Source organism: Sphingobacterium sp. GVS05A (assembly GCF_019969845.1).
Lineage (GTDB): Bacteria > Bacteroidota > Bacteroidia > Sphingobacteriales > Sphingobacteriaceae > Sphingobacterium.
Map to the genome: position 1 here is coordinate 255,153 of NZ_JAHXYR010000009.1, position 21,677 is coordinate 276,829.

The 21,677-nt window shown below is 38.8% G+C and carries 35 protein-coding genes; 34 read left to right on the forward strand and 1 reads right to left on the reverse strand.

What is annotated here, in order from left to right; all coding sequences use genetic code 11:
* The first annotated feature begins 212 nt into the window (after positions 1-212).
* The 5 genes from LC454_RS21440 (at position 213) to LC454_RS21460 (ending at position 5,528) form a co-directional block, all read left to right on the forward strand.
* Entirely contained in the window at positions 213-683 is a 471-nt protein-coding gene (locus tag LC454_RS21440; RefSeq protein ID WP_223584508.1) for a hypothetical protein, read from the forward strand.
* Between the two features lie 649 nt (positions 684-1,332).
* The gene (locus LC454_RS21445; RefSeq protein WP_223584509.1) at positions 1,333-3,294 is read left to right on the forward strand and encodes a sensor histidine kinase; all 1,962 of its coding nucleotides are present in this window, start codon (positions 1,333-1,335) and stop codon (positions 3,292-3,294) included.
* Positions 3,287-3,913 (forward strand): response regulator, encoded by a 627-nt coding sequence (locus LC454_RS21450; protein WP_223584510.1) that lies wholly within the window; start codon positions 3,287-3,289, stop codon positions 3,911-3,913. Before LC454_RS21445 ends, LC454_RS21450 begins: the two co-directional genes overlap by 8 nt.
* Before the next feature lie 107 nt (positions 3,914-4,020).
* Complete coding sequence (locus LC454_RS21455) at positions 4,021-4,437, forward strand: hypothetical protein (RefSeq protein ID WP_223584511.1); 417 nt, start codon at positions 4,021-4,023, stop codon at positions 4,435-4,437.
* A gap of 137 nt (positions 4,438-4,574) precedes the next feature.
* Complete coding sequence (locus LC454_RS21460; RefSeq protein WP_223584512.1) at positions 4,575-5,528, forward strand: helix-turn-helix transcriptional regulator; 954 nt, start codon at positions 4,575-4,577, stop codon at positions 5,526-5,528.
* 215 nt (positions 5,529-5,743) lie between these two features.
* On the opposite strand, the gene LC454_RS21465 is transcribed toward LC454_RS21460, so the two are convergent.
* Positions 5,744-6,214, reverse strand: coding sequence for a DinB family protein (locus tag LC454_RS21465; RefSeq protein ID WP_223584513.1), 471 nt, complete (start codon positions 6,212-6,214; stop codon positions 5,744-5,746).
* A 341-nt stretch (positions 6,215-6,555) separates the two neighbouring features.
* On the opposite strand from LC454_RS21465, the gene rplC reads away from it, so the two are divergent.
* The 29 genes from rplC (at position 6,556) to rplQ (ending at position 21,605) form a co-directional block, all read left to right on the forward strand.
* Positions 6,556-7,173, forward strand: a complete 618-nt coding sequence (rplC, locus tag LC454_RS21470) for a 50S ribosomal protein L3 (protein ID WP_104385215.1) — start codon at positions 6,556-6,558, stop codon at positions 7,171-7,173.
* Between the two features lie 5 nt (positions 7,174-7,178).
* Complete coding sequence (rplD, locus tag LC454_RS21475; RefSeq protein ID WP_120261738.1) at positions 7,179-7,808, forward strand: 50S ribosomal protein L4; 630 nt, start codon at positions 7,179-7,181, stop codon at positions 7,806-7,808.
* A gap of 1 nt (position 7,809) precedes the next feature.
* Complete coding sequence (gene rplW, locus LC454_RS21480) at positions 7,810-8,100, forward strand: 50S ribosomal protein L23 (protein WP_223584514.1); 291 nt, start codon at positions 7,810-7,812, stop codon at positions 8,098-8,100.
* Between the two features lie 6 nt (positions 8,101-8,106).
* Entirely contained in the window at positions 8,107-8,934 is an 828-nt protein-coding gene (rplB, locus tag LC454_RS21485; protein WP_172392283.1) for a 50S ribosomal protein L2, read from the forward strand.
* Entirely contained in the window at positions 8,934-9,200 is a 267-nt protein-coding gene (gene rpsS, locus LC454_RS21490) for a 30S ribosomal protein S19 (protein WP_002997495.1), read from the forward strand. Before rplB ends, rpsS begins: the two co-directional genes overlap by 1 nt.
* A gap of 6 nt (positions 9,201-9,206) precedes the next feature.
* A complete protein-coding gene (gene rplV / locus LC454_RS21495; RefSeq protein ID WP_077438121.1) occupies positions 9,207-9,641 on the forward strand; it encodes a 50S ribosomal protein L22 in 435 nt (144 codons plus the stop codon).
* 11 nt (positions 9,642-9,652) lie between these two features.
* Positions 9,653-10,444, forward strand: coding sequence for a 30S ribosomal protein S3 (gene rpsC, locus LC454_RS21500; RefSeq protein WP_108636201.1), 792 nt, complete (start codon positions 9,653-9,655; stop codon positions 10,442-10,444).
* A gap of 62 nt (positions 10,445-10,506) precedes the next feature.
* The gene (rplP, locus tag LC454_RS21505; RefSeq protein ID WP_046674870.1) at positions 10,507-10,929 is read left to right on the forward strand and encodes a 50S ribosomal protein L16; all 423 of its coding nucleotides are present in this window, start codon (positions 10,507-10,509) and stop codon (positions 10,927-10,929) included.
* Between the two features lie 92 nt (positions 10,930-11,021).
* Positions 11,022-11,240 (forward strand): 50S ribosomal protein L29, encoded by a 219-nt coding sequence (rpmC, locus tag LC454_RS21510; protein WP_108636200.1) that lies wholly within the window; start codon positions 11,022-11,024, stop codon positions 11,238-11,240.
* 12 nt (positions 11,241-11,252) lie between these two features.
* On the forward strand, positions 11,253-11,507 hold the full coding sequence (gene rpsQ / locus LC454_RS21515) for a 30S ribosomal protein S17 (protein ID WP_153844936.1): 255 nt from the start codon (positions 11,253-11,255) through the stop codon (positions 11,505-11,507).
* Between the two features lies 1 nt (position 11,508).
* Complete coding sequence (gene rplN / locus LC454_RS21520; protein WP_223584515.1) at positions 11,509-11,877, forward strand: 50S ribosomal protein L14; 369 nt, start codon at positions 11,509-11,511, stop codon at positions 11,875-11,877.
* A gap of 2 nt (positions 11,878-11,879) precedes the next feature.
* Complete coding sequence (gene rplX / locus LC454_RS21525; protein ID WP_262903128.1) at positions 11,880-12,227, forward strand: 50S ribosomal protein L24; 348 nt, start codon at positions 11,880-11,882, stop codon at positions 12,225-12,227.
* Entirely contained in the window at positions 12,227-12,796 is a 570-nt protein-coding gene (gene rplE / locus LC454_RS21530) for a 50S ribosomal protein L5 (protein WP_046674875.1), read from the forward strand. Before rplX ends, rplE begins: the two co-directional genes overlap by 1 nt.
* The gene (gene rpsN / locus LC454_RS21535) at positions 12,789-13,058 is read left to right on the forward strand and encodes a 30S ribosomal protein S14 (protein ID WP_028071569.1); all 270 of its coding nucleotides are present in this window, start codon (positions 12,789-12,791) and stop codon (positions 13,056-13,058) included. The genes rplE and rpsN overlap by 8 nt, the downstream gene beginning before the upstream one ends.
* Positions 13,059-13,194: 136 nt before the next feature.
* Complete coding sequence (gene rpsH / locus LC454_RS21540) at positions 13,195-13,596, forward strand: 30S ribosomal protein S8 (protein ID WP_223584601.1); 402 nt, start codon at positions 13,195-13,197, stop codon at positions 13,594-13,596.
* A gap of 21 nt (positions 13,597-13,617) precedes the next feature.
* Positions 13,618-14,172, forward strand: coding sequence for a 50S ribosomal protein L6 (gene rplF / locus LC454_RS21545; RefSeq protein WP_120261733.1), 555 nt, complete (start codon positions 13,618-13,620; stop codon positions 14,170-14,172).
* Positions 14,169-14,531, forward strand: coding sequence for a 50S ribosomal protein L18 (gene rplR / locus LC454_RS21550; RefSeq protein WP_172392455.1), 363 nt, complete (start codon positions 14,169-14,171; stop codon positions 14,529-14,531). Before rplF ends, rplR begins: the two co-directional genes overlap by 4 nt.
* 12 nt (positions 14,532-14,543) lie before the next feature.
* Positions 14,544-15,062 carry a 30S ribosomal protein S5 gene (gene rpsE, locus LC454_RS21555; RefSeq protein ID WP_104385209.1) on the forward strand — a complete coding sequence of 173 codons (519 nt, stop codon included), beginning with the start codon at positions 14,544-14,546 and terminating at the stop codon, positions 15,060-15,062.
* A gap of 5 nt (positions 15,063-15,067) precedes the next feature.
* Entirely contained in the window at positions 15,068-15,247 is a 180-nt protein-coding gene (gene rpmD, locus LC454_RS21560; protein ID WP_046674880.1) for a 50S ribosomal protein L30, read from the forward strand.
* A 119-nt stretch (positions 15,248-15,366) separates the two neighbouring features.
* Positions 15,367-15,813: a 50S ribosomal protein L15 gene (gene rplO, locus LC454_RS21565; RefSeq protein WP_120261731.1), complete on the forward strand. Its 447-nt coding sequence runs from the start codon at positions 15,367-15,369 to the stop codon at positions 15,811-15,813.
* A gap of 3 nt (positions 15,814-15,816) precedes the next feature.
* Positions 15,817-17,154: a preprotein translocase subunit SecY gene (secY, locus tag LC454_RS21570; protein ID WP_223584516.1), complete on the forward strand. Its 1,338-nt coding sequence runs from the start codon at positions 15,817-15,819 to the stop codon at positions 17,152-17,154.
* A gap of 9 nt (positions 17,155-17,163) precedes the next feature.
* Positions 17,164-17,946 carry a type I methionyl aminopeptidase gene (gene map / locus LC454_RS21575; RefSeq protein WP_104385207.1) on the forward strand — a complete coding sequence of 261 codons (783 nt, stop codon included), beginning with the start codon at positions 17,164-17,166 and terminating at the stop codon, positions 17,944-17,946.
* A gap of 74 nt (positions 17,947-18,020) precedes the next feature.
* Positions 18,021-18,239 carry a translation initiation factor IF-1 gene (gene infA / locus LC454_RS21580; RefSeq protein ID WP_002997456.1) on the forward strand — a complete coding sequence of 73 codons (219 nt, stop codon included), beginning with the start codon at positions 18,021-18,023 and terminating at the stop codon, positions 18,237-18,239.
* A 45-nt stretch (positions 18,240-18,284) separates the two neighbouring features.
* Positions 18,285-18,401, forward strand: a complete 117-nt coding sequence (ykgO, locus tag LC454_RS21585; protein ID WP_013665024.1) for a type B 50S ribosomal protein L36 — start codon at positions 18,285-18,287, stop codon at positions 18,399-18,401.
* 30 nt (positions 18,402-18,431) lie between these two features.
* Positions 18,432-18,809, forward strand: coding sequence for a 30S ribosomal protein S13 (gene rpsM / locus LC454_RS21590; RefSeq protein WP_120261730.1), 378 nt, complete (start codon positions 18,432-18,434; stop codon positions 18,807-18,809).
* A gap of 10 nt (positions 18,810-18,819) precedes the next feature.
* Complete coding sequence (gene rpsK / locus LC454_RS21595; RefSeq protein ID WP_046674885.1) at positions 18,820-19,209, forward strand: 30S ribosomal protein S11; 390 nt, start codon at positions 18,820-18,822, stop codon at positions 19,207-19,209.
* 60 nt (positions 19,210-19,269) lie between these two features.
* Positions 19,270-19,878, forward strand: a complete 609-nt coding sequence (rpsD, locus tag LC454_RS21600) for a 30S ribosomal protein S4 (protein WP_223584518.1) — start codon at positions 19,270-19,272, stop codon at positions 19,876-19,878.
* Positions 19,879-19,974: 96 nt separating this feature from the next.
* A complete protein-coding gene (locus LC454_RS21605) occupies positions 19,975-20,967 on the forward strand; it encodes a DNA-directed RNA polymerase subunit alpha (RefSeq protein ID WP_077438111.1) in 993 nt (330 codons plus the stop codon).
* A 131-nt stretch (positions 20,968-21,098) separates the two neighbouring features.
* On the forward strand, positions 21,099-21,605 hold the full coding sequence (rplQ, locus tag LC454_RS21610) for a 50S ribosomal protein L17 (protein ID WP_223584520.1): 507 nt from the start codon (positions 21,099-21,101) through the stop codon (positions 21,603-21,605).
* Positions 21,606-21,677: the final 72 nt, after the last annotated feature.

The following is a 21,677-nucleotide window of genomic DNA, read 5'->3' on the forward strand; positions in this document are numbered from 1 at the left end:
TTGCTATTCAAACAGGATAAGAAAATAATCCTGGAAGAATTGGAACGACCATTACATATATTTTCATTGGGATAAGCGATCGATTCGGTTTATCCTGTTAGTAACTAACATGAAAGGAGGTTGCCTATGGCGTATTGAAAGCGGAGATTTATTTTTTGATACGCTGTAAAAAGCTTATCGTTTCTTCAATTATTTATAAACAATTTTAAATTATGTTAAAAAAATCTTTTATAGTAGCATTTATGCTATTGATAAGCGTTAGCTTATTGGTTCAAGCGCGAGATCATGGAACCACAAATCTTGTTAAGGGTTCGAAAGCAGCAAATAAAACTTTAACGACTCATCTCTCCAACAAAAAGGTAGCAGGTAAAAGTACAGCGAACCTTAGCGATACCTTTGAGTTTTATGTCTGGAATTTTACTAGTTCACCTATTTATTTAACTTTTAGCCCCAATTTTTCTGGTGGTTCAACTCAACATGTTACTGTTCCGGCAAATACACGGGGATATACTGTTAATTTACAGAGAGGAAGCCATTATATCTATGCAAGCTGCCCATATGGACTGTCTATGCGATATATGATGAGTTGCGGTTATTCTGGCTCAGGACAATACTATACTTTTGAAAATGTCGTTTTGTCTGATACCCAGGGATGTACTTCTTTGGATATAGAAAACGAATAATTAATAACAAGATATTTTGAAAACGTCTGTCTCATTTTGCTGAGGCAGGCGTTTTTTATAGAATTTAGGATCAATTCAGCCTAAACGAATAGCTGTCTTTTAAGGGCTGTTTCAATCTCGGTACTGGTTTGACTGTTTTTCGACTATTGTTTGCTCCACTATTTACTCGTGGCATAAATTCATTCATAATTGGTTTGACTCTTTTAAGAGGCAAGTGGGTGAAAGGCTTACCTCAACTAGTATACTTATTGTAAATTAACTGATATAAAACAGGGATATAATAGGGAGATTATACGCTTTTATCCGAATGAGGTCCGGGTGAAGTCCGAATAAGATCCGTATAAAGTCCCTATTAAATGAAAGTAAGATCCCTAGTTGGCTCCTAATTGAAGACAATGTCTTATACTTTAGTTTTGGTATACCTTAACGGAGTTGAGGGGACTTTGTCGGTCCAAGCTATCTTGATCTTATTTGTTGGTTTACATCTTATAATTGATATGACGGATTTCGGATTCAAGAATATTACTAAATCTTATGTAACAAGGGATGGGGATAGGCGTATAAAATATCGTCAGAAAACGACAATATATTGTCTTTTTTTTGCATTTTGTGTCGTGGAATTTGACCAATCTGTCAATAAACTCAATAGATGAAAAAACTTGTTTTTCTTACGATGCTGCTGTGCATTATGCTTTTATCCACTTCTGCATTACAGCAGGGCGGGGCATCTATCAGTTCCATTGACAGTCTGCGTACTGTATTCAATATCGTTAAGAACGATAGCGTGAAAGCCAGAGCAGCGCTGTTGCTGACGAATAAACTCATGTTTGACAGAAAGGATACAGCCGCTGCGACGAGTTATTTGGGTGCAGCACAGAAATTATGCGTAACGAAGCCTTACCTGAAAGCACTGTATACATATTATAGTGCCTCCCATATCTTTATGACAGCAGGTGAGACTGATGAATGTCTACAGCTTTATAAACAAGCTGCGGAGATGCTTGAAAAATTTAAGACTAAGGAAGCTTATGAATTTTGGGTGAAGGCCTGGTGGAATTATGCCATGATCATCGATCATAAAGATGATCGGAAAGGAATGGTACGGATCCAGATTGATAAAATAATTCCCGCAGCAATCAAACAGAGGGATTATAATCAAGCTGCAAAATCCTATCAAACGATTGGCTTTGCTTTTAAGGAAATCGGCGATCAGGAAAAGGGGATCTATTATTTTAAAAAAGGGCTTGAACTCTATGAGAAATATCCCCTGTCAAAAGAGAGACATGCAATATCGCTATTAAATCTGGCCCGGGAATATGTTGAATCTCGCGAACTTAACTTAGCGAAGTCCTATCTGTTAAAATCAGAGCAAATTTTAGATACGCTAAAGGAGTCCGTAGCTCACCTAAACTATGGTGAGACAGCCAGCATGTATTATTGTGCGAAAAATGATTTCACGAAGGCCCTTGAGGTTGTCGAGAAAGCACTGAAAATTGCGGAACGGCTAAATATGCCTTATGAGATCGGCATGATGCATTATCAGAAGTTTAATATCTATTTTAGTTTGGAGAAATATGAACTGGCATTGAAGGAGCTTAAGATTGTCATGCGGGATATGCCTTATGACATGACAAGTAACATGCAGCAATTTGCCAAGGATTTGTCTGACACCTATGCCAAATTAAAGGATTACCCTAATGCTTATAAATGGCTGGGAAAACATGTTGCCATTAAAGACAGTTTGGCCCAAGCTGCTTATAAAAGTGAAATAGCCGGTCTTGAAACCAAATTTAGAACGGCCGAGAAGAACGAGAAGATCATGAGATTGGAGTTTGAACAGAAGCAAACTGTACTTCAACAGAAAAACCAGCGTTTGTATAATTATATATTGGGTATATTTTCTTTGGTATTGCTGTTGTTGCTCGGTTTGTCTGTTTATTTATATCGTCAGCATAGAAAGAGGTCGCAGCGCGATATGGAACTGTTGGCAAAGCAGCAAGAGCTTCAGGTGACCAAAGCACTATTGGAAGGTGAGGAACTGGAGCGTCATCGGGTTGCCCGTGATTTACATGATGGCCTTGGTGGCCATTTGACTGCGATGAGACTTCAGATCTCTTCTGAAGGGAATCTGCCTGTATTGGCTGGGATAAAATCTCAGCTGGATCAGATGATATCGGATGTCAGGCTGATCGCACACAATATGATGCCCGAAAACTTATCACGCTCGGGGTTATTGGTTGCACTTGAAGATCTCTGTACTTCGATGCAACATGGTGCTGTTGCCATTGAGTTGCAGTGCAATTGCCTTTCCAAAGCTATTGCGGAGAATATGCAGGTCAATATCTATCGTATTATTCAGGAATTGATCAACAATGCCATTCGACATGGGAATGCCGATCAAATCATTGTGCAATGCCTGCAAAACGAGCAAGGCTTTTTGATCGGGGTGGACGACAATGGTGAAGGATTTGATGTGGAGGCGGTTGTGGAAGCTAATGGGGGAATGGGACTTAAAAATGTACAAATGAGAGTTGAATATTTAAATGGAAAAATGAATATCTTGTCGCAGCCTGGGGTGGGAACAAGTGTCAATATCGAAATACATGTCTGAGCAAAATAAAACATTGGCTATCTTGGACGATCATCCAATTGCCATCGAAGGGATCAAATCATTTTTAAAAGAAAATCTATCCTACGACCGCGTACTGGGGTTTTCGCTGGGACAGGCGCTGACCGATTTTTTGAAACAGGATCAGGTAGATCTGCTCTTGTTGGATATCGCTTTGCCCGATGCGAATGGTATCGATCTCTGTGGTGAACTCAAGAAGAACCATCCTGAGCTTATCATCGTTGGCTTTAGTAATCATATGGCGCGCAATAGCATACTACAGATGCTTGCAAATGGTGCAGCTGGATATATTTTGAAAAGTGCCGATGCGGAGGAAATTATTACTTGTATTCAGAAAGTTTCTCAAGGTAACATGGCCTTATGTGGGGCAACACAACGGATCATAGCGGCCTCCCCAACCCGACAACTACCCTCATTGACAATGCGCGAGAAGCAAGTGTTACAATTGTTGGCAGAGGGAAAGACAAGTGCACAAATTGCCGAAAAGCTATTCTTAAGCCCATTGACAGTGGATACTTATCGGAAAAATCTAATTCAGAAATTTGCCGTAAAAAATACCGCAGAACTGTTGACAATACTATTTAAGGAAAACTTGCTCTAATTCATTTCGAGTAACTACCCTAAAATTAGGAGGGTAAATTACCCTATTTCGTGGTATTGTCCTGTGCACAGTGTATTTCTACTTTTGCTTATATAGATATGCAAAAGATGAAAACAATAAACAAAAACCTAATGATCCTTTGCCTAGTGGCAATGGTTGCAATGATCTTTGTCGGATGTAGCAAAGATAAGGATGAGCCAACAGTCTCAGGAAAAATAGATGCCATTGTAGGCACGTTTAAAGGGAAAATGGTCATCGGCGGTGATGCTGAATATTTTAACGCGATTATCACTGTTTCTAAAGTCGATGATGGCAAGGTGAAAGCTACGGTGAAAACAGGAGAGGCTTACAGTAGAGCTACAGCAAAAACATTCCCTGTTCAAAACATTTCCAATATCCATATTTCCGGTCAGGGGCCTATGGGCTCAATTACCTATAAACTTGATGATAAGAATATCCAGATCTCTACGGAGGCTGAAGCCAATAGTGATATAGAATACTTCTTCCAAGGGACAAAACAATAAGCGGCGTATACCTAAAGACTTTTGGTAATAAAAAAATCACGATTCATGTATTTGGGTCGTGATTTTTTGTTTTGTCATGCTGTTTTAATCAATATCATTTCCTTCAAAAATATGGAATAACTCGTACCTTTACACTTATGACCGACATTCAGAAAAGATTCGACCGTATCCTTGCTATTTATATGCATCTGCAAGCAAAGCCTGTGGTGACAGCCGCTGCGCTGGCAGAAAAATATGAAGTAAGTCTGCGGACAATCTATCGGGATATCCGCTCCCTGATGCAAGCTGGAATACCTATTTATGGCGAAGCAGGAAATGGCTACTCGTTGGTTGAGGGGTATAAGATGCCACCGTTGCAATTTAGCCGAGAGGAGGCCTTGAGTTTTGTCGCTGCAGAGAAATTGGTTGAAAAGTATACGGACAAAAATCTCGCCCACCATTTTACGACAGCCATGCTCAAAATGAAGGCTATTTTAAGAGGGAATGAAAAGGAGCATGTTGCTCTGGTCGGGGATAATTTTTTGGTACGGGGAGAACGTCATCAATTCAATGAAAAATTAACGCATGGAACCAATACGCTTATAGAAAGCATAGCCGCAAAAAAATGTGTAGAAATCTACTATTCCAAGCCGTCTGATAAAACTCCAGAAAAACGTGAAATCGAAGCAGTCGGTATTTTTGTGGAAAGCAAGTTTTGGTATATTCTTGCTTTTTGTAAACTCCGAAAGGATTATAGGCAATTTCGTCTGGACCGGATCAGCAATATCCGGATACTCGCCGACGATTTTGGAAAAGACCATCCTGAGCTTTCATTTTTTCTGAATAAGAAACACGAAATACCAACAACCAAAGTGGTGGTTCAGGTAGACAAGGAGATGGCGCGATATATGGAATGGGATCGCCATTACTTTGGATTTCAAAAAGAAGTGGTTACCGATACTTATGTTGAAATGCACTTTGAAAGCATTCATGTTGAGGGGGGCTTTGCCCGCTGGTACTTGATGTTTGCTGATAAAGGGAAGATTATAGAGCCGGAATCGCTAAAAGGAACCGTAAAACGATTGCTGGCGGCAGCAATCGAACAAGTTTAATCTGAGGTTAGGGGCTTGGGGTTCCCCGTCGCGAGATTACTAAAAAGAATACTTGTCCGGTATCTGAATTAAACCCGAACAAGTATCGCTATTATGATATAGATTTTAAGATGTCAGTGATAATAATGTGGCAGGTCTCCAATATTATATAGAGCGTCTTCGACTAGTAATACTAGAATCTCCCATATCAAATCTAATATCTCTCATCTAACAAGTTAATCCCGCTCCCAGAAAAATGGAGGTTGGATACCCAGCAAACGTAAATAGACAAATCCTTGACCACGGTGGTGGATCTCATTATCGATGAAATAGAATATACTGTGGATGATCGGTGAATTGTATTGTCCGAACAGGTTAAATTCTTCGGAGAAACGTTCTGTTGGAATCTTGTCGAATAATGCACTGATCTGCGGAGTGGCTTCGTCCCAAGCTTGTAGCAGTTGAGCCTTGGTGGTAAAGCTAAACTTCTCATTAAGTTCGCCGCTTTTATTGTTGACAATTTCCTGCAGCCCTGGGACAGCAATACCCAAAAGCTCTTGGATCATTTCAGCAAATGTCCGCATGCCCTCTACTTTATAGTTGAAAAGTGCTTCTTCAGGGAATTTTTCGATTGCTTGTCTTGTTAAATTTCTGTGGCCCAACCAATGTGCAAGTAGTTCGTTCTTGGAAATGATTTCTGTTTTCATGATTATCGTATTAAAGTATTTAAATTTTAGTCTATACTAAGCGTCTTACTTTGTTAAGACATTTCAAAATTAGCTGAATCAATGACAGCTGTGTGGCAGTAGGAAAATAGAAATATTGTTTTTTTATATTTTTTGTGCGGGCTGTTATGCTCGGGAAGAAGAGCTGTGTAATTGGACGAATAAAAACTGATAATGGGGTAAAGTAGAAAATAAAAAAAATAATTCACTAATTATTTGACAGTTATAAAAATGTTTGTAACTTTGCAGTCCCTTAATGGGAATAGTGTGTCTTGAGCGAAGCCCTACTGCTTCGAAGGACTTTTAATTAATTAATTTACAACATGTCAGGTATTATTGGAAAAAAAGTAGGAATGACGAGCCTGTTTAACGCTGATGGGAAAAATATTCCTTGTACAGTGATTCAGGCCGGGCCGTGCGTGGTTACGCAGATACGTACGGAAGAAAAGGATGGCTACTCGGCAATTCAACTTGGTTTCGACGAAGCTAAGGAGAAAAACACGACAGCTCCTTTGAAAGGGCACTTTGCGAAAGCAAACACAACGCCTAAGCGTAAGTTGGTAGAGTTTAAAACTTTCCCAGATGCAAAACAACTTGGTGACGTAGTTGACGTTACACTTTTCGAGGAAGGCGAATTCGTAGATGTAGTCGGTACTTCAAAAGGTAAAGGTTTCCAAGGTGTAATGAAACGTCATGGATTTGGTGGTGTAGGTGGTGCGACTCACGGTCAGCACAACAGATTACGTGCTCCAGGTTCATTAGGTGCTTCATCATGGCCTTCACGCGTATTTAAAGGTATGCGCATGGCTGGTCGTACAGGTGGTGACAGAGTTAAAGTTCAAAACTTACAGGTGTTGAAAGTTTACGCTGAGCAAAACCTTATCGTTGTTAGTGGTTCCATTCCAGGAGCTAAAGGTTCTTATGTAATCGTAGACAAATAGTAGAGATGGAAGTTAAAGTTTTAAATTTATCAGGTAAAGAAACAGGTGCCAAGGTGCAACTTCCTGAGTCGGTATTTGGGTTAGAGCCTAACGATCATGCGATCTATTTGGACGTGAAACAATACTTAGCGAACCAACGCCAAGGAACTCACAAATCTAAACAACGTAATGAAATCGCGGGTTCAACTCGTAAATTACACAAACAAAAAGGTACTGGTGGTGCTCGTGCGGGTTCTATCAAATCTCCATTGTTTAATGGTGGTGGTCGTGTATTCGGTCCTCAACCTCGTGATTACTCGTTCAAATTGAATAAAAAATTGAAACAAGTAGCACGTAAATCAGCGTTGTCTTACAAGGCTCAAGATAACAACGTAGTTATTTTGGATGCAGTTCAATTTGATTCTTGCAAAACAAAAAACTATGTAGCTTTAGTAAACGCGTTGAACATTGCTGACGAAAAAACTTTATTGGTTTTGCCAGCATATGATAAAAATGTTTATTTATCAAGCAGAAACTTGAAAAAAGCAAAAGTTATTGTTGCTTCTGATTTAAATACATATGATGTATTAAATGCAACAAAACTATTGTTAACTACAGATTCTGTTAAAACTTTGGAGGAAGCATTAGCTAAGTAATATGGAAATTATCAAAAAACCTATCTTGACTGAGAAAGCTTCTATGTTAACGGAAAAATTAAACCGTTACGCTTTCAAAGTAGATCACAGAGCAAACAAAATCCAGATTAAATCAGCTGTTGAAGCTATGTTCGGTGTTACAGTTCTTGCTGTAAACACTGCGGTTGTAGCAGGTAAAGCAAAAAGCCGTTACACAAAAGCAGGTTTCGTATCTGGTAGAGCTCCTAAGTATAAAAAAGCTATCATTACTATTAAAGATGGCGAAACTATTGACTTTTACAGTACTATATAATTTAAGATGGCAGTTAAAAGATTCAAACCGGTAACCCCTGGTACTCGTTTCAGAATAGGCGCAGATTATTCTGATGTTACTACAAACGTTCCTGAAAAATCGTTAGTAGTAAAAATCAACAAGAAATCAGGTGGTCGTAATAACTCCGGTAAAATGACTATGCGTTATCTCGGTGGGGGACATAAAAAAGTATACCGATTAATTGATTTCAAACGCGATAAAAAAGATATCCCTGCAAAAGTAGCTACTATTGAGTACGATCCAAACCGTACTGCTCGTATTGCATTGTTGCACTACGTAGATGGTGAAAAACGCTACATCATTGCTCCAGCTGGTTTAAAAGTTGGTCAAACTGTAGTAGCAGGTGATAAAGTTGCCCCAGAAGTTGGTAATACATTACCATTAGCAAACATTCCATTGGGTTCTATCATCCACAACATTGAATTAAATCCTGGTCAAGGTGGTTCAATTGCTCGTTCGGCTGGTACTTATGCTCAATTGTCTGCTCGTGATGGTAAATATGCCATCATCAAATTGCCTTCAGGCGAAACACGTATGATCTTATTGACTTGTGTTGCTACAATTGGTTCAGTATCGAACCATGAAAGATCTAACCAAGTGTTAGGTAAAGCAGGTCGCAAACGTTGGTTAGGTCGTCGTCCAAGAGTTCGTGGTGTTGCAATGAACCCAGTAGATCACCCAATGGGTGGTGGTGAAGGCCGTACTTCAGGAGGTCACCCACGCTCACGTACAGGTGTATTAGCTAAAGGCTTCAAAACACGTTACAAGAAGAAAACATCGAATCGTTACATCATTGAGAGAAGGAAAAAATAATGGCTCGTTCAATTAAAAAAGGTCCTTATATCGATCACAACTTAGAGAGAAAAGTTCTTTCTATGAATGAAACTAACAAAAAGTCAGTTATCAAAACATGGTCTCGTAGATCAATGATTTCACCTGATTTTGTTGGCCATACCTTCGCAGTGCACAACGGGAATAAATTTATCCCTGTTTATGTAACAGAAAATATGGTAGGTCACAAGCTTGGTGAATTCGCGCCTACGCGTACATTCAGAGGCCACGCAGAAAAGAAAAAATAATAGGTAATGGAAGCAACAAAAAAACTTAAAAAGTCTGTCTTAATTAGACAGCGCAAAGAGCAAGAGAAAGCTCAACAAGGTGGAGCTTCGGATGCCAAATTATTGAACTGCCCAACTTCGCCTCGTAAGATGCGTTTAGTGGTAGACTTAATTCGTGGTCAGCGTGTTGAAAATGCATTATACATTTTGAAACACTCTAGTAAAGAAGCTGCTGCTCGTGTAGAAAAATTATTATTATCTGCAATCAAAAACTGGGAAGCCAAAAACGAAGGTAAATCAGTGGAAGAAAGCGAACTTATTGTAAAAGAAGTATCAGTAGGTGGAGGTCGTCAATTGAAAAGATTGCGTCCAGCTCCTCAAGGTCGCGGATACAGAGTTCGTAAACGTTCAAATCACGTTACGTTGGTAGTTGATAGCAAATTAAACGTTGAACAAAACTAATTTATTGAGAAATGGGACAAAAAGCAAATCCAATAGGTAGCAGATTAGGAATCATCAAAGGTTGGGATTCTAACTGGTTCGGAGGTAAAAACTATTCCGATAAATTAGTTGAAGACGAAAAAATCAGAAAATATCTTTCTGTTCGTATTGCAAAAGGTGGTGTAGCTAAAGTTGTTATCGAAAGAACTTTAAAACGTATCACTGTTACAATTCACACTGCTCGTCCAGGTATCGTTATCGGAAAAGGTGGTCAAGAAGTTGACAAGATCAAAGAAGAGTTGAAAAAACTGACTAAAAAGGATGTTCAAATCAATATTTTCGAGATCAAACGCCCTGAGTTAGATGCTAAGTTAGTAGCTGAAGGTGTCGCTAAGCAATTAGAGGCGCGTATTTCATTCCGTCGTGCAATGAAAACTTCAATCGCTTCTACAATGCGTATGGGTGCAGAAGGTATCAAAATCATGTGTTCTGGTCGTTTAGGTGGTGCTGAAATGGCACGTACTGAACAATACAAAGAAGGAAGAACTCCTTTACACACATTGCGTGCTGATATCGACTACGCTTTAGCTGAAGCATTGACTACATACGGTAAAATCGGTATCAAAGTTTGGATCTGTAAAGGTGAGGTTTACGGTAAACGTGACCTATCTCCAAACATTGGTCAAGCATCTGGTGTAAAATCACGTGGCAACCACGAAGGTGGTGGCGAACGTCGTGACAACCGTAACAAAGGTGGTCGCGGTGGAAATAGCCGTGGTGGAAACAACCGTGGTGGAAATAACCGTGGTCCGAAAAAAGATTAATAGAGTTTATTTAGATTACAACAAAAACCTGCTGAAGAAGCAGATTTAAAAAGTATACGAACATGTTACAGCCAAAAAGAACGAAGTTCAGAAAGATGCAGAAAGGCCGCATGAAAGGTAACGCTTCTCGTGGAGCGGAGTTAGCTTTCGGTTCTTTCGGTATCAAAACAATGGAGCAAGCATGGATCACTAGTCGTCAAATCGAGGCAGCTCGTATTGCGGTTACACGTTATATGAAACGTGAAGGTCAAGTTTGGATTCGTATTTTCCCTGACAAACCTGTTACGAAAAAGCCTGCAGAGGTACGTATGGGTAAAGGTAAGGGTGCTCCAGAATACTGGGTAGCAGTAGTACGCCCAGGCCGTATGTTATTTGAAGCAGAAGGTGTGCCTTTGGAAATTGCCAAAGAAGCTTTACGCCTTGCAGCTCAAAAACTTCCGGTTCAAACTAAGTTTGTGATTCGTAGAGACTACGTTGAAGCATAAAAATCTTGGTAATGTCATCATTTAAGCGTTAGGGCCGTTACCCCTAACGCTATATATAAACGGATGATAACCCAAATAACAACTGAAAAAACATGAAAAATTCAGAAATTTTAGAATTATCTAATGAGGACCTAGCAGCTCGTCTAGTCGAGGAGAAAACGGCCCTTACAAAATTGAAATTTGCACATGCTGTTTCAGCTATTGAGAACCCTAACGTGATCAAAGCAGCACGCAGAGCTATCGCCCGTATTAGTACAGAGATCAGTGCACGCAAAGCTGCAGCTAAAAATGAAACAGCCTCTGAGGCGTAAAATTAAGTCGAAATGGAAAGAAATTTAAGAAAAACAAGAATCGGCTTAGTAGTTAGCAACAAAATGGACAAGTCTATCGTAGTAACTGTTGAACGTAAAGTAAAACACCCTATCTACGGTAAGTTCGTTAAAAAAACTACTAAATTCAAAGCTCATGACGAAACTAATACCTGCGGTATCGGCGATACGGTATTAATCATGGAAACTCGTCCGCTGAGTAAAACAAAAAACTGGAGATTAGTTGAAATTATAGAAAGAGCTAAATAACATGGTACAACAAGAATCAAGACTTAATGTAGCTGACAATAGCGGTGCTAAAGAAGTTTTAGTAATCCGTGTATTGGGCGGTACGCGTAAGCGTTATGCATCAATCGGAGATAAGATTGTTGTGACAGTGAAAAGCGCTATGCCTTCAGGAAACGTGAAAAAAGGTTCCGTTTCTAAAGCAGTAGTAGTTAGAACGAAAAAAGAAATCCGTCGTAAAGATGGTTCTTATATCCGTTTTGATGACAACGCCGCTGTATTATTAAATAATAATGATGAGCCACGTGGCTCGCGTATCTTCGGCCCTGTTGCCAGAGAATTGCGTGAGAAACAGTTCATGAAAATTGTATCACTAGCACCGGAGGTTTTATAATTATGGCAATCAAGAAAACAAAAACGACTACGCACAAAATCAAAATTAAAAAAGGTGATTTAGTGAAAGTTATCGCTGGTAACTCTAAAGGTGTTCAAGGAAAAGTATTAACTGTTTTAGTGGATAAAAATAGAGCTATCGTTGAAGGCGCTAACATCGTAAAAAAACACACTAAACCAAGTGCAGCTAATCCTAATGGTGGTATCATTGAGAAAGAAGCTGGTATTCACATCTCTAATTTAGCTGTTATCGATCCTAAAACAGGTGAAACTACCCGTGTAGGTCGTAAGTTAAATACAGATGGTAAATTAGTTCGTTACGCTAAAAAATCAGGGGAGGAAATTAAATAATGACTTACGTACCAAGATTAAAAGTGAAATATGCGGAGGAAATCCGTAAAGCACTTCAAGAAAAATTTCAGTATAAAAGTATTATGCAGGTTCCTAAACTTGAGAAAATCGTTGTTTCACAAGGCGTAGGAGCTGCAACAGCTGACAAAAAATTAATCGATAACGCTATCGCTGAATTGACTTTGATTACAGGTCAACAAGCTGTTGCTACAAAATCGAAAAAAGATATTTCAAACTTTAAATTACGTAAAGGTATGCCTGTAGGGGCACGTGTTACTTTACGTGACAACAACATGTTTGAATTCTTGGATCGTTTGGTAGCAGTATCGCTTCCACGTATTCGTGACTTCCGCGGTATCAACGATAAAGGTTTTGACGGACGTGGTAACTATAACTTAGGTATCACTGAACAAATCATTTTCCCTGAGATCAACATTGATAAAATCAACAAGATCCAAGGTATGGATATCACTTTTGTGACTTCTGCTCAAAATGATGTTGAAGCTTTAGAATTGTTGAAACAGTTCGGTTTACCATTTAAAAATCAAAATACTAATAACAATGGCTAAGGAAGGATTAAAAGCACGCGAAGTAAAACGCGCTAAATTGGTAGCTAAATATGCGGCGAAACGTGCAGAATTAAAAGCTGCTGGCGATTACGTTGCATTAGATAAATTACCTAAAAATGCTTCTCCGGTACGTTTACACAACCGTTGTAAATTGACTGGCCGTCCTAAAGGATATATGCGTCAATTCGGTATCTCTCGTGTAACTTTCCGTGAGATGGCTTTAGATGGCAAGATCCCAGGGGTGAAAAAAGCTTCTTGGTAATTTAAAAAAAATACTTAATTTTGCCCGGGCAATTCTACTAGGGATTGCCGGGGTTTTTGCATTTTAAAATTGTTTAACAGATAGAAGGTCCCATACCAATGGTTGGGAGGGAAACCGCTGTCACAAATTTTCATATATAATGACTACAGATCCAATTGCGGATTACCTTACACGAGTAAGGAATGCCATCAAGGCCAACCACAGGGTTGTTGAAATTCCTGCATCGAACCTTAAAAAAGAAATCACTAAAGTTCTTTTTGATAAAGGTTACATTGCTAATTACAAATTCGATGAGAATGGCGTACAGGGTACGATCAAAATCGCATTGAAATATAACCCAATTAGCAAAATTCCGGCTATTCGTACGTTGACACGTGTGAGTAAACCTGGTTTAAGAAAGTATGCAAGCGTTGATACTATGCCTCGTGTTTTGAATGGTTTAGGTATTGCTATCTTGTCAACATCTAAAGGTGTAATGACAGATAAAGAAGCTAGACTTCAAAATGTTGGTGGTGAAGTTTTATGTTACGTTTATTAATCTAGGTAAAAACACAAAGAAATGTCAAGAATTGGAAAAGCGCCTATCGCTATCCCTGCTGGGGTAACTGTTACTATTTCGGACAAAAACTTAGTTTCAGTAAAAGGTCCTAAAGGCGAATTAACACAACAAGTTGACCGTGACATCACTATTGCTCAAGAAGAAGGCAATATCGTCGTGACGCGTCCAACTGATCAAAAGAAACACAAAGCATTACACGGTCTATACCGTTCCCTGTTGAACAACATGGTTCAAGGTGTGACTGAAGGTTACAAAACTACTCAAGAGTTAGTCGGTGTAGGTTACCGTGCTACAAGTACTGGTAATGTATTAGAGTTAACTTTAGGTTTCTCTCACCAGATTGTTTTTGTATTGCCAAATGAAGTTAAAGTATCAACTACTGCTGAAAAAGGTAAAAACCCTACAATCACTTTAGAATGTGCTGACAAACAATTGATCGGTCAGATCGCGGCTAAAATCCGTGGCTTCCGTAAACCAGAACCTTACAAAGGAAAAGGTATCAAGTTTGAAGGCGAAGTGTTGAGAAGAAAAGCAGGTAAATCAGCTAAAAAATAATAATCATGGCAGGACAAAAAGCATCTCGTAGAGAGAGAATCAAAAAAGGAATCAGAAAAAACCTTGCTGGAACGTCTGAACGTCCACGTTTATCGGTTTTTAGAAGCAACAAAGGTATCTATGCGCAAATCATTGATGACAATGCAGGTAAAACATTAGTTGCTGCATCTAGCTTGTCAAAAGAATTTGTTGCATCTGGTAACAAAGTTGATCAATCTAAAGCTGTAGGTAAATTGGTTGCTGAAAAAGCAGTAGCAGCAGGTATTAATAAAGTAGTTTTTGACCGTAATGGGTACTTATACCATGGCCGTATCAAATCTTTGGCTGAAGGTGCTCGCGAAGGCGGTTTAGACTTTTAATCTTAGAAAGAAATGGCATTAAGCAATATAAAAAGAGTAAAATCAAGCGAAATTGAATTGAAAGATCGCTTAGTAAGTATCCAACGTGTAGCTAAAGTTACTAAAGGTGGTCGTACTTTCAGCTTCTCTGCAATTGTTGTAGTAGGTGATGAAAACGGTATCGTTGGTTACGGTTTAGGTAAAGCGAAAGAGGTAACTGAAGCTATCACTAAAGGTATCGACGACGCAAAGAAAAATTTAGTGAAAGTTCCTGTAATCAAAGGTACTGTTCCTCACGCACAATATGGTAAATATTCTGGTGGTTCAGTTTTGATTAAACCAGCTGTAGGTGGTACAGGAGTTTTGGCAGGTGGTGCAATGCGTGCAGTATTGGAGTCTGCTGGTATCAAAGACGTATTGGCTAAATCATTAGGTTCTTCTAACCCACACAACGTGGTAAAAGCAACTGTAACTGCTTTAGCAAACATGCGTGATGCATATACAGTAGCACAACACCGCGGTGTCGATTTGAATAAAGTATTTAACGGTTAATTATCATGGCAAAAATCAAAATCACCCAGATAAAGAGCGTTATCGACAGAAGCGAGCGCCAAAAGAAAACTATTGAGGCATTAGGTTTGAAAAGAATCAACCACTCAGTAGAAGTTGAAGCTACTCCATCAATCATTGGAATGGTACGTAAAGTAAACCATTTAGTAGCTATCGAAACTATTTAATATTAGCATATGGAAAGGGTCTTTGGGCTCTTTCCATTACTTGTTATTAATAATAATTATTTTTTAATCGCTAGTACCTGTTTAGTGAGAGCGAAGGGCTAGCACAATTTAGTTTAAAAATGAACTTAAGTAATTTAAAACCTGCAAAAGGTGCAGTAAAAGGTAGCAAACGTATCGGTCGTGGTACTGGTTCTGGTCGTGGTGGTACTTCTACACGTGGTCACAAAGGTGCTGGTTCTCGTTCAGGTCACTCTACGAAAATCGGTTTCGAAGGTGGTCAGATGCCTTTGCAACGTCGTGTACCTAAATTTGGTTTCAAAAACATCAACCGTGTTGAGTACAATGGTGTCAACCTAGATACTTTGCAAGCGTTGATCGAGAAATTCAATTTGACAGCTGTAGATTTCGATGCATTAAAAGCTCATGGATTAGTGTCTAAAAATGACAAAGTAAAAATCTTGGGTCGCGGTGAGTTGAAAGCTAAAGTTGAAGTAACAGCGCACGCGTTTACTGCTTCTGCTCAAAAAGCTATCGAAGCTGCAGGCGGTTCTATCGTTAAAATTTAATAAATGAAGAAACTAATCACAACCTTAACCAATATTTGGAAAATCGATGATTTACGTACGCGTATTCTAAATACCTTACTTTTTCTTTTGATTTACCGTATTGGATGTCACGTGGTATTACCAGGTGTAAATCCTCAAGCTTTGGCTTCCGGTCAAAAAGAGGGTTTATTGGGACTATTGGATATGTTTGCGGGGGGCTCGTTCTCTCGTTCAGCTATCTTTGCGTTAGGGGTAATGCCATATATCTCGGCATCCATTGTTGTTCAATTGTTGGGCATCGCGGTTCCTTACTTCCAAAAGATGCAGAAAGAAGGGGAAAGTGGTCGTCAAAAAATGAATCAGATTACTCGCTATTTAACATTAGGGATTACTTTGCTTCAGGCTTTTGCTTATGTACGTACTCAGATCGAGCCAGGTGCTAAGACAATCGCTGACCCATTGTTCACGATTCTGACTGCCATAGTTTTGACAGGCGGTACTTTATTTGTGATGTGGTTAGGGGAAAAAATTACTGATAAAGGTATCGGTAATGGTATTTCTTTGATCATCATGACTGGTATTATCGCTCAATTGCCAAGTGGTATCACTGCGGAATGGGTTTCTAGAATGGCGAAAGGTGGTGGTGGTCCAATTCCATTGTTGCTTGAATTTGTGGCTTTATTTTTCGTTGTGATCTTTACGATCTTGATCGTACAAGGGGTTCGTAAGATCCCTGTACAATACGCGAAGAAAATTGTCGGAAACAAGCAAGTCGGTGGAGTACGTCAGTATATACCGTTAAAGGTAAATGCTGCAGGTGTAATGCCGATCATTTTTGCACAGGCAATTATGTTTGTGCCGATGAGTTTAGGACAGTTCTTCCCAAATCTTCAGTCGGAATTTTTGACTTCGTTGAGTAACTATACTTCTGTAGCGTACAACGTGACTTTTGCGGTTTTAATTATCGCATTTACGTTCTTCTATACAGCGATCATGGTTAATCCACAACAGATGTCAGATGACATGAAGAAAAACGGAGGTTTTGTTCCAGGTATTAAACCGGGATTGGAAACTAGTAATTTTATAGACCGCGTAATATCAAATATTACATTTCCAGGTGCAATTTTCCTAGCGATCATTGCTATTCTACCTGCTATTGCAAGTTTGTTTGGTATTAATAATCAATTTGCGCACTTCTACGGAGGTACGTCATTATTGATTTTAGTAGGTGTGGTGTTGGATACTTTGCAACAGATCGAATCTCATTTATTGATGCGTCATTACGATGGATTGATGAAAACAGGTCGTATTAAAGGTCGTTCGGCCGCGTCTGTTGAGGGAATGGATCATTCGGCAATTTAATTTCTTTAGATGTCTAAAGTATTTTATAAGTCAGCAGATGATATAGAGCAATTGCGGAAGTCAGCAGATGTGCTTTCGCAATTGCTTGGTGAAATCGCAAAAGTGATTAAACCTGGGGTAAAAACTATATCTCTTGATAAATTAGCTTATGAGTATATTCATGATAACGGTGGAACGCCAGCGTTCTTAAATTATCATGGATTTCCATACTCTTTGTGTATCTCTGTCAACGATCAGATTGTGCACGGTTTTCCTAGCGATTACGAAATTAAAGATGGTGATCTTGTTTCGGTCGATGGGGGTGTCAATTTGAACGGTTTTATCAGTGATTCAGCCTATACTTTTGGTGTTGGTGAGATTTCTGAGGAAGCGCAATTGTTGTTGGATGTCACAAAGGAATCATTGTACAAAGGTGTTGAACAGGCTGTGGCCGGTAAACGTGTTGGAGATATTTCCTCTGCAGTTCAAGAGTACGTGAGCAAGTTCGGTTTCGGAATTGTACGCGAACTGGTCGGACATGGAGTTGGATATCATTTACATGAGAAGCCAGAGGTTCCGAATTACGGAAAACGTGGCGCAGGTCCAAAATTGGAAGAAGGTTTGGTTATTTGTATCGAGCCGATGATCAATGCGGGACGCGCAGGCGTTCGTTTTTGGGATGATGGTTGGACTGTAAGTACAGTAGATGGGAAGTTATCGGCGCACTTCGAACAGATGGTTGCAATCCGAAAAGGTGAACCAGATGTGTTGCTGACATTCGAACATGTAGAGAAAGTTTTGAACAAAAAGTAGTTGGTTTTCAATTATTTTTATTTATCTTTGCACTCCTGTTCGCAGGCTTTTAAATTAAATTTAATCGAGAATATATGGCTAAACAAGCCTCAATAGAACAAGACGGTATAATTAGAGAGGCACTTTCTAATGCTATGTTTAGGGTAGAATTGGAAAATGGACATGAAATCATTGCCCATATTTCTGGTAAAATGCGTATGCACTATATCAAAATTTTACCTGGGGATAAAGTTAAATTGGAAATGTCTCCGTATGATTTGACTAAGGGAAGGATCACTTACCGCTATAAATAGTCGTAAGCCTTTTAATTAGCACAAGCTTTTGAAAAAATAAATATCATGAAAGTAAGAGCATCAATAAAAAAACGTAGCGCGGACTGTAAGATCATCCGTCGTAAAGGTAAAGTTTTTGTAATCAACAAAAAGAACCCTAAGTTTAAACAACGTCAGGGTTAATTCATTAAAAAAATAATAGCTTAATATTATATGGCAAGGATAGCAGGTATTGATTTACCTAAAAACAAAAGAGGTGTGATCGGCCTTACCTATATTTTTGGTATCGGTCGTACAAGAGCTGAATATATCTTGGAAAAAGCTGGTATCAGCGAAGATGTGAAGGTACAAGAGTGGAATGATGAGCAATTGGCAGCAATTCGTAGCATCATCAACGATGAATTGAAAGTAGAAGGTGCATTGCGTTCAGAAGTTCAATTAAACATCAAACGTTTAATGGATATCGGTTGTTACCGTGGATTGCGTCACCGTAAACACTTACCAGTTCGTGGTCAACGTACTAAAAACAACTCACGTACTCGTAAAGGTAAACGTAAGACAGTTGCAAACAAGAAAAAAGCTACTAAATAATAAATAAGAAATGGCTAAAACTAAAAAAGCTGCAAAAAAGCGTATCGTTGTTATTGAACCTGTAGGTCAGGCTCACATTAACGCAACGTTTAATAATATCATTGTAACTTTGACTAACAATCAAGGACAAACTATTTCTTGGTCTAGTGCTGGTAAAATGGGTTTCCGTGGTTCTAAAAAGAACACTCCATATGCTGCTGGTCAGGCTGCACAAGATTGTGGAAAAGTTGCTCATGATTTGGGTTTACGCAAAGTTGAAGTGTTTGTTAAAGGACCTGGTGCAGGTCGTGAATCTGCAATCAGAACATTACAAACTGTAGGAATCGATGTGACTACTATCAAAGATATCACTCCACTTCCTCACAACGGTTGTCGTCCTCCAAAACGCAGAAGAGTTTAATTAATTTAAAGATAAGATTCATTGGCTATAGGCTGATAGATACTTTAATTGTAAAAAAAAATGGCTAGATATACAGGACCTAAGTCCAAAATTGCCCGTAAATTTAGAGAGCCGATCTTCGGCCCAGATAAAGCGTTAGAAAAGAAAAATTACCCTCCTGGACAACACGGAGCTTCTAAACGCAGAGGTAAACAATCTGAATACGCTATTCAGTTGTTAGAAAAACAAAAAGCAAAATACACTTACGGTGTATTGGAGCGTCAGTTCGCAAACTTATTTGTTAAAGCTGCCTCTAAACAAGGTATTACAGGTGAGATCTTCTTGAAATTATTAGAAGCTCGCTTGGACAACGTAGTTTACCGTTTAGGTATTGCTACTTCTCGTGCCGCTGCTCGTCAGTTGGTATCTCACAAACACATTACTGTTAACGGAAGTGTTGTTAACATTCCATCATATAGCTTGCGTCCAGGTGACGTTGTAGCAGTTCGTGAACGTTCTCAAACTCTTGAAGCCATCACAAATTCAGTTGCAGGTCGTACTGTAAACAAATTTTCTTGGTTAGAGTGGAATGCGAAAGAATTGACAGGTACTTTCTTAAGCTATCCAGAAAGATCTGATATTCCTGAAAACATCAAAGAGAACTTAATCGTTGAGTTATACTCTAAATAATAAATAAAATAGAAGTATGCATAGTCCATTTTTGGGGTATGCATCTTTCTATTGTATTACAATTATTATTACAAATAAAACATTAAAAGAAAATAAATGGCAATTTTAGCATTTCAAAGACCGGATAAAGTTATCATGCAAAAATCTACGGATTTTGATGGTACGTTTGAATTTCGTCCATTGGAGCCTGGTTTTGGTGTAACCATTGGTAATGCTTTGCGCCGTATTCTATTGTCCTCGTTAGAAGGATATGCAATTACGTCGATAAGGTTTTCTGGCGTTTCGCACGAATTTTCAACGATCAAAGGTGTTGTTGAAGACGTAACTGAAATTATCTTGAACTTGAAACAAATTCGTTTCAAAAAAACAGGTGAGATTGGCGACAACGAAAAGGTATTTGTAGTAATCAATGGTCAAGAACAATTCTTAGCTGGTGATATCACAAAATTCTCTAATAACTTTACTGTCTTAAATCCAGACTTAGTAATCTGTAACATGGATAACGCAGTGACAATTGAATTGGAATTGAGTATTGCTAAAGGTCGTGGATATGTAAATGCAGATGAGAATAAGGTGACTGATGCTCCAGTAGGTGTTATCGCTATCGATTCGATCTTTACTCCGATCAAGAATGTTAAATATACCATTGAGAATTACCGTGTAGAGCAAAAAACTGACTACGAGAAATTGTTGCTAGATATCTCTACAGATGGCTCAATTCACCCCGAAGAAGCTTTAAAAGAGGCTGCTAAGATCTTAATTCAACACTTTATCTTATTCTCTGATGAGAATATGCTTCTTGAGTCTCAAACGAAAGAAGAAACTAAAGTAGTAGATGAAGAAATCTTGCATATGCGTAAGATTTTGAAAACTGAACTAGTAGACCTTGACCTTTCAGTGCGTGCATTGAATTGTTTGAAAGCTGCTGATATTCGCACATTAGCTGAGTTGGTAACTTACGACGTAGCTGACATGTTGAAATTCAGAAACTTCGGTAAAAAATCGTTAAGCGAAATCCAAGAATTAGTTAAATCTAAAGGTTTATCATTCGGAATGAACTTAGCAAAATATAAATTAGACGAAGAATAATAATTTATTAAGCGACCACTATATGTAATTCCTCTTGAAGCTGATTGCTGAAGAAGATGGGCGTATTGCCTCTGAAAAGTTTAGCAATTTTGGTAAAACAAGAACGGTATATATAGTATAATAAAATCAAAATGAGACACGGAAAAAAAGTAAATCACTTAGGCCGTACGGATAGCCATAGAAAAGCAATGTTGGCTAACATGGCAACATCATTAATCCTACACAAACGTATCACGACGACTTTGGCTAAAGCTAAAGCATTGCGTACATACGTTGAGCCTTTGATTACTAAATCTAAAAACGACACAACACACTCTCGTCGTACAGTATTCGCTTATTTGAAAGATAAAGACGCAGTTTCTATCTTGTTCCGCGAAATTTCTGAAAAAGTAGCTAACCGTCCAGGTGGTTACACTCGTATCATCAAAATGGAAAACCGTTTAGGTGATAACGCAGAAATGGCTTTCATCGAGCTAGTTGATTACAACGAAATCTACGGTAAAAAAGCTGCTGCAGCTGAGAAAAAAGCTACTCGTCGTCGTGGCGGTGCTAAAAAAGCTGCTTCTCCTGCTGAAACTGACGCTCCGGCGGAAGTAAAAGCTGAAGTAGAAGGTGAAGAAAAAGTTGACGGAGAATAATATTGTTCCCGTTATCATAGAAAAAGTCCTCTTTTTAAGGGGACTTTTTTTATTTTATGACCATTCCTACCG

What these genes read in the sequence shown, in the direction of transcription:
- LC454_RS21440 (WP_223584508.1), top strand. Translation starts at nt 213, where the DNA reads ATGTTAAAAAAATCTTTTATAGTAGCATTTATGCTATTGATAAGCGTT.
- LC454_RS21445 (WP_223584509.1), top strand. Translation starts at nt 1,333, where the DNA reads ATGAAAAAACTTGTTTTTCTTACGATGCTGCTGTGCATTATGCTTTTA.
- LC454_RS21450 (WP_223584510.1), top strand. Translation starts at nt 3,287, where the DNA reads ATGTCTGAGCAAAATAAAACATTGGCTATCTTGGACGATCATCCAATT.
- LC454_RS21455 (WP_223584511.1), top strand. Translation starts at nt 4,021, where the DNA reads ATGAAAACAATAAACAAAAACCTAATGATCCTTTGCCTAGTGGCAATG.
- LC454_RS21460 (WP_223584512.1), top strand. Translation starts at nt 4,575, where the DNA reads ATGACCGACATTCAGAAAAGATTCGACCGTATCCTTGCTATTTATATG.
- LC454_RS21465 (WP_223584513.1), bottom strand. Translation starts at nt 6,214, where the DNA reads ATGAAAACAGAAATCATTTCCAAGAACGAACTACTTGCACATTGGTTG.
- rplC (WP_104385215.1), top strand. Translation starts at nt 6,556, where the DNA reads ATGTCAGGTATTATTGGAAAAAAAGTAGGAATGACGAGCCTGTTTAAC.
- rplD (WP_120261738.1), top strand. Translation starts at nt 7,179, where the DNA reads ATGGAAGTTAAAGTTTTAAATTTATCAGGTAAAGAAACAGGTGCCAAG.
- rplW (WP_223584514.1), top strand. Translation starts at nt 7,810, where the DNA reads ATGGAAATTATCAAAAAACCTATCTTGACTGAGAAAGCTTCTATGTTA.
- rplB (WP_172392283.1), top strand. Translation starts at nt 8,107, where the DNA reads ATGGCAGTTAAAAGATTCAAACCGGTAACCCCTGGTACTCGTTTCAGA.
- rpsS (WP_002997495.1), top strand. Translation starts at nt 8,934, where the DNA reads ATGGCTCGTTCAATTAAAAAAGGTCCTTATATCGATCACAACTTAGAG.
- rplV (WP_077438121.1), top strand. Translation starts at nt 9,207, where the DNA reads ATGGAAGCAACAAAAAAACTTAAAAAGTCTGTCTTAATTAGACAGCGC.
- rpsC (WP_108636201.1), top strand. Translation starts at nt 9,653, where the DNA reads ATGGGACAAAAAGCAAATCCAATAGGTAGCAGATTAGGAATCATCAAA.
- rplP (WP_046674870.1), top strand. Translation starts at nt 10,507, where the DNA reads ATGTTACAGCCAAAAAGAACGAAGTTCAGAAAGATGCAGAAAGGCCGC.
- rpmC (WP_108636200.1), top strand. Translation starts at nt 11,022, where the DNA reads ATGAAAAATTCAGAAATTTTAGAATTATCTAATGAGGACCTAGCAGCT.
- rpsQ (WP_153844936.1), top strand. Translation starts at nt 11,253, where the DNA reads ATGGAAAGAAATTTAAGAAAAACAAGAATCGGCTTAGTAGTTAGCAAC.
- rplN (WP_223584515.1), top strand. Translation starts at nt 11,509, where the DNA reads ATGGTACAACAAGAATCAAGACTTAATGTAGCTGACAATAGCGGTGCT.
- rplX (WP_262903128.1), top strand. Translation starts at nt 11,880, where the DNA reads ATGGCAATCAAGAAAACAAAAACGACTACGCACAAAATCAAAATTAAA.
- rplE (WP_046674875.1), top strand. Translation starts at nt 12,227, where the DNA reads ATGACTTACGTACCAAGATTAAAAGTGAAATATGCGGAGGAAATCCGT.
- rpsN (WP_028071569.1), top strand. Translation starts at nt 12,789, where the DNA reads ATGGCTAAGGAAGGATTAAAAGCACGCGAAGTAAAACGCGCTAAATTG.
- rplF (WP_120261733.1), top strand. Translation starts at nt 13,618, where the DNA reads ATGTCAAGAATTGGAAAAGCGCCTATCGCTATCCCTGCTGGGGTAACT.
- rpsE (WP_104385209.1), top strand. Translation starts at nt 14,544, where the DNA reads ATGGCATTAAGCAATATAAAAAGAGTAAAATCAAGCGAAATTGAATTG.
- rpmD (WP_046674880.1), top strand. Translation starts at nt 15,068, where the DNA reads ATGGCAAAAATCAAAATCACCCAGATAAAGAGCGTTATCGACAGAAGC.
- rplO (WP_120261731.1), top strand. Translation starts at nt 15,367, where the DNA reads ATGAACTTAAGTAATTTAAAACCTGCAAAAGGTGCAGTAAAAGGTAGC.
- secY (WP_223584516.1), top strand. Translation starts at nt 15,817, where the DNA reads ATGAAGAAACTAATCACAACCTTAACCAATATTTGGAAAATCGATGAT.
- map (WP_104385207.1), top strand. Translation starts at nt 17,164, where the DNA reads ATGTCTAAAGTATTTTATAAGTCAGCAGATGATATAGAGCAATTGCGG.
- infA (WP_002997456.1), top strand. Translation starts at nt 18,021, where the DNA reads ATGGCTAAACAAGCCTCAATAGAACAAGACGGTATAATTAGAGAGGCA.
- ykgO (WP_013665024.1), top strand. Translation starts at nt 18,285, where the DNA reads ATGAAAGTAAGAGCATCAATAAAAAAACGTAGCGCGGACTGTAAGATC.
- rpsM (WP_120261730.1), top strand. Translation starts at nt 18,432, where the DNA reads ATGGCAAGGATAGCAGGTATTGATTTACCTAAAAACAAAAGAGGTGTG.
- rpsK (WP_046674885.1), top strand. Translation starts at nt 18,820, where the DNA reads ATGGCTAAAACTAAAAAAGCTGCAAAAAAGCGTATCGTTGTTATTGAA.
- rpsD (WP_223584518.1), top strand. Translation starts at nt 19,270, where the DNA reads ATGGCTAGATATACAGGACCTAAGTCCAAAATTGCCCGTAAATTTAGA.
- LC454_RS21605 (WP_077438111.1), top strand. Translation starts at nt 19,975, where the DNA reads ATGGCAATTTTAGCATTTCAAAGACCGGATAAAGTTATCATGCAAAAA.
- rplQ (WP_223584520.1), top strand. Translation starts at nt 21,099, where the DNA reads ATGAGACACGGAAAAAAAGTAAATCACTTAGGCCGTACGGATAGCCAT.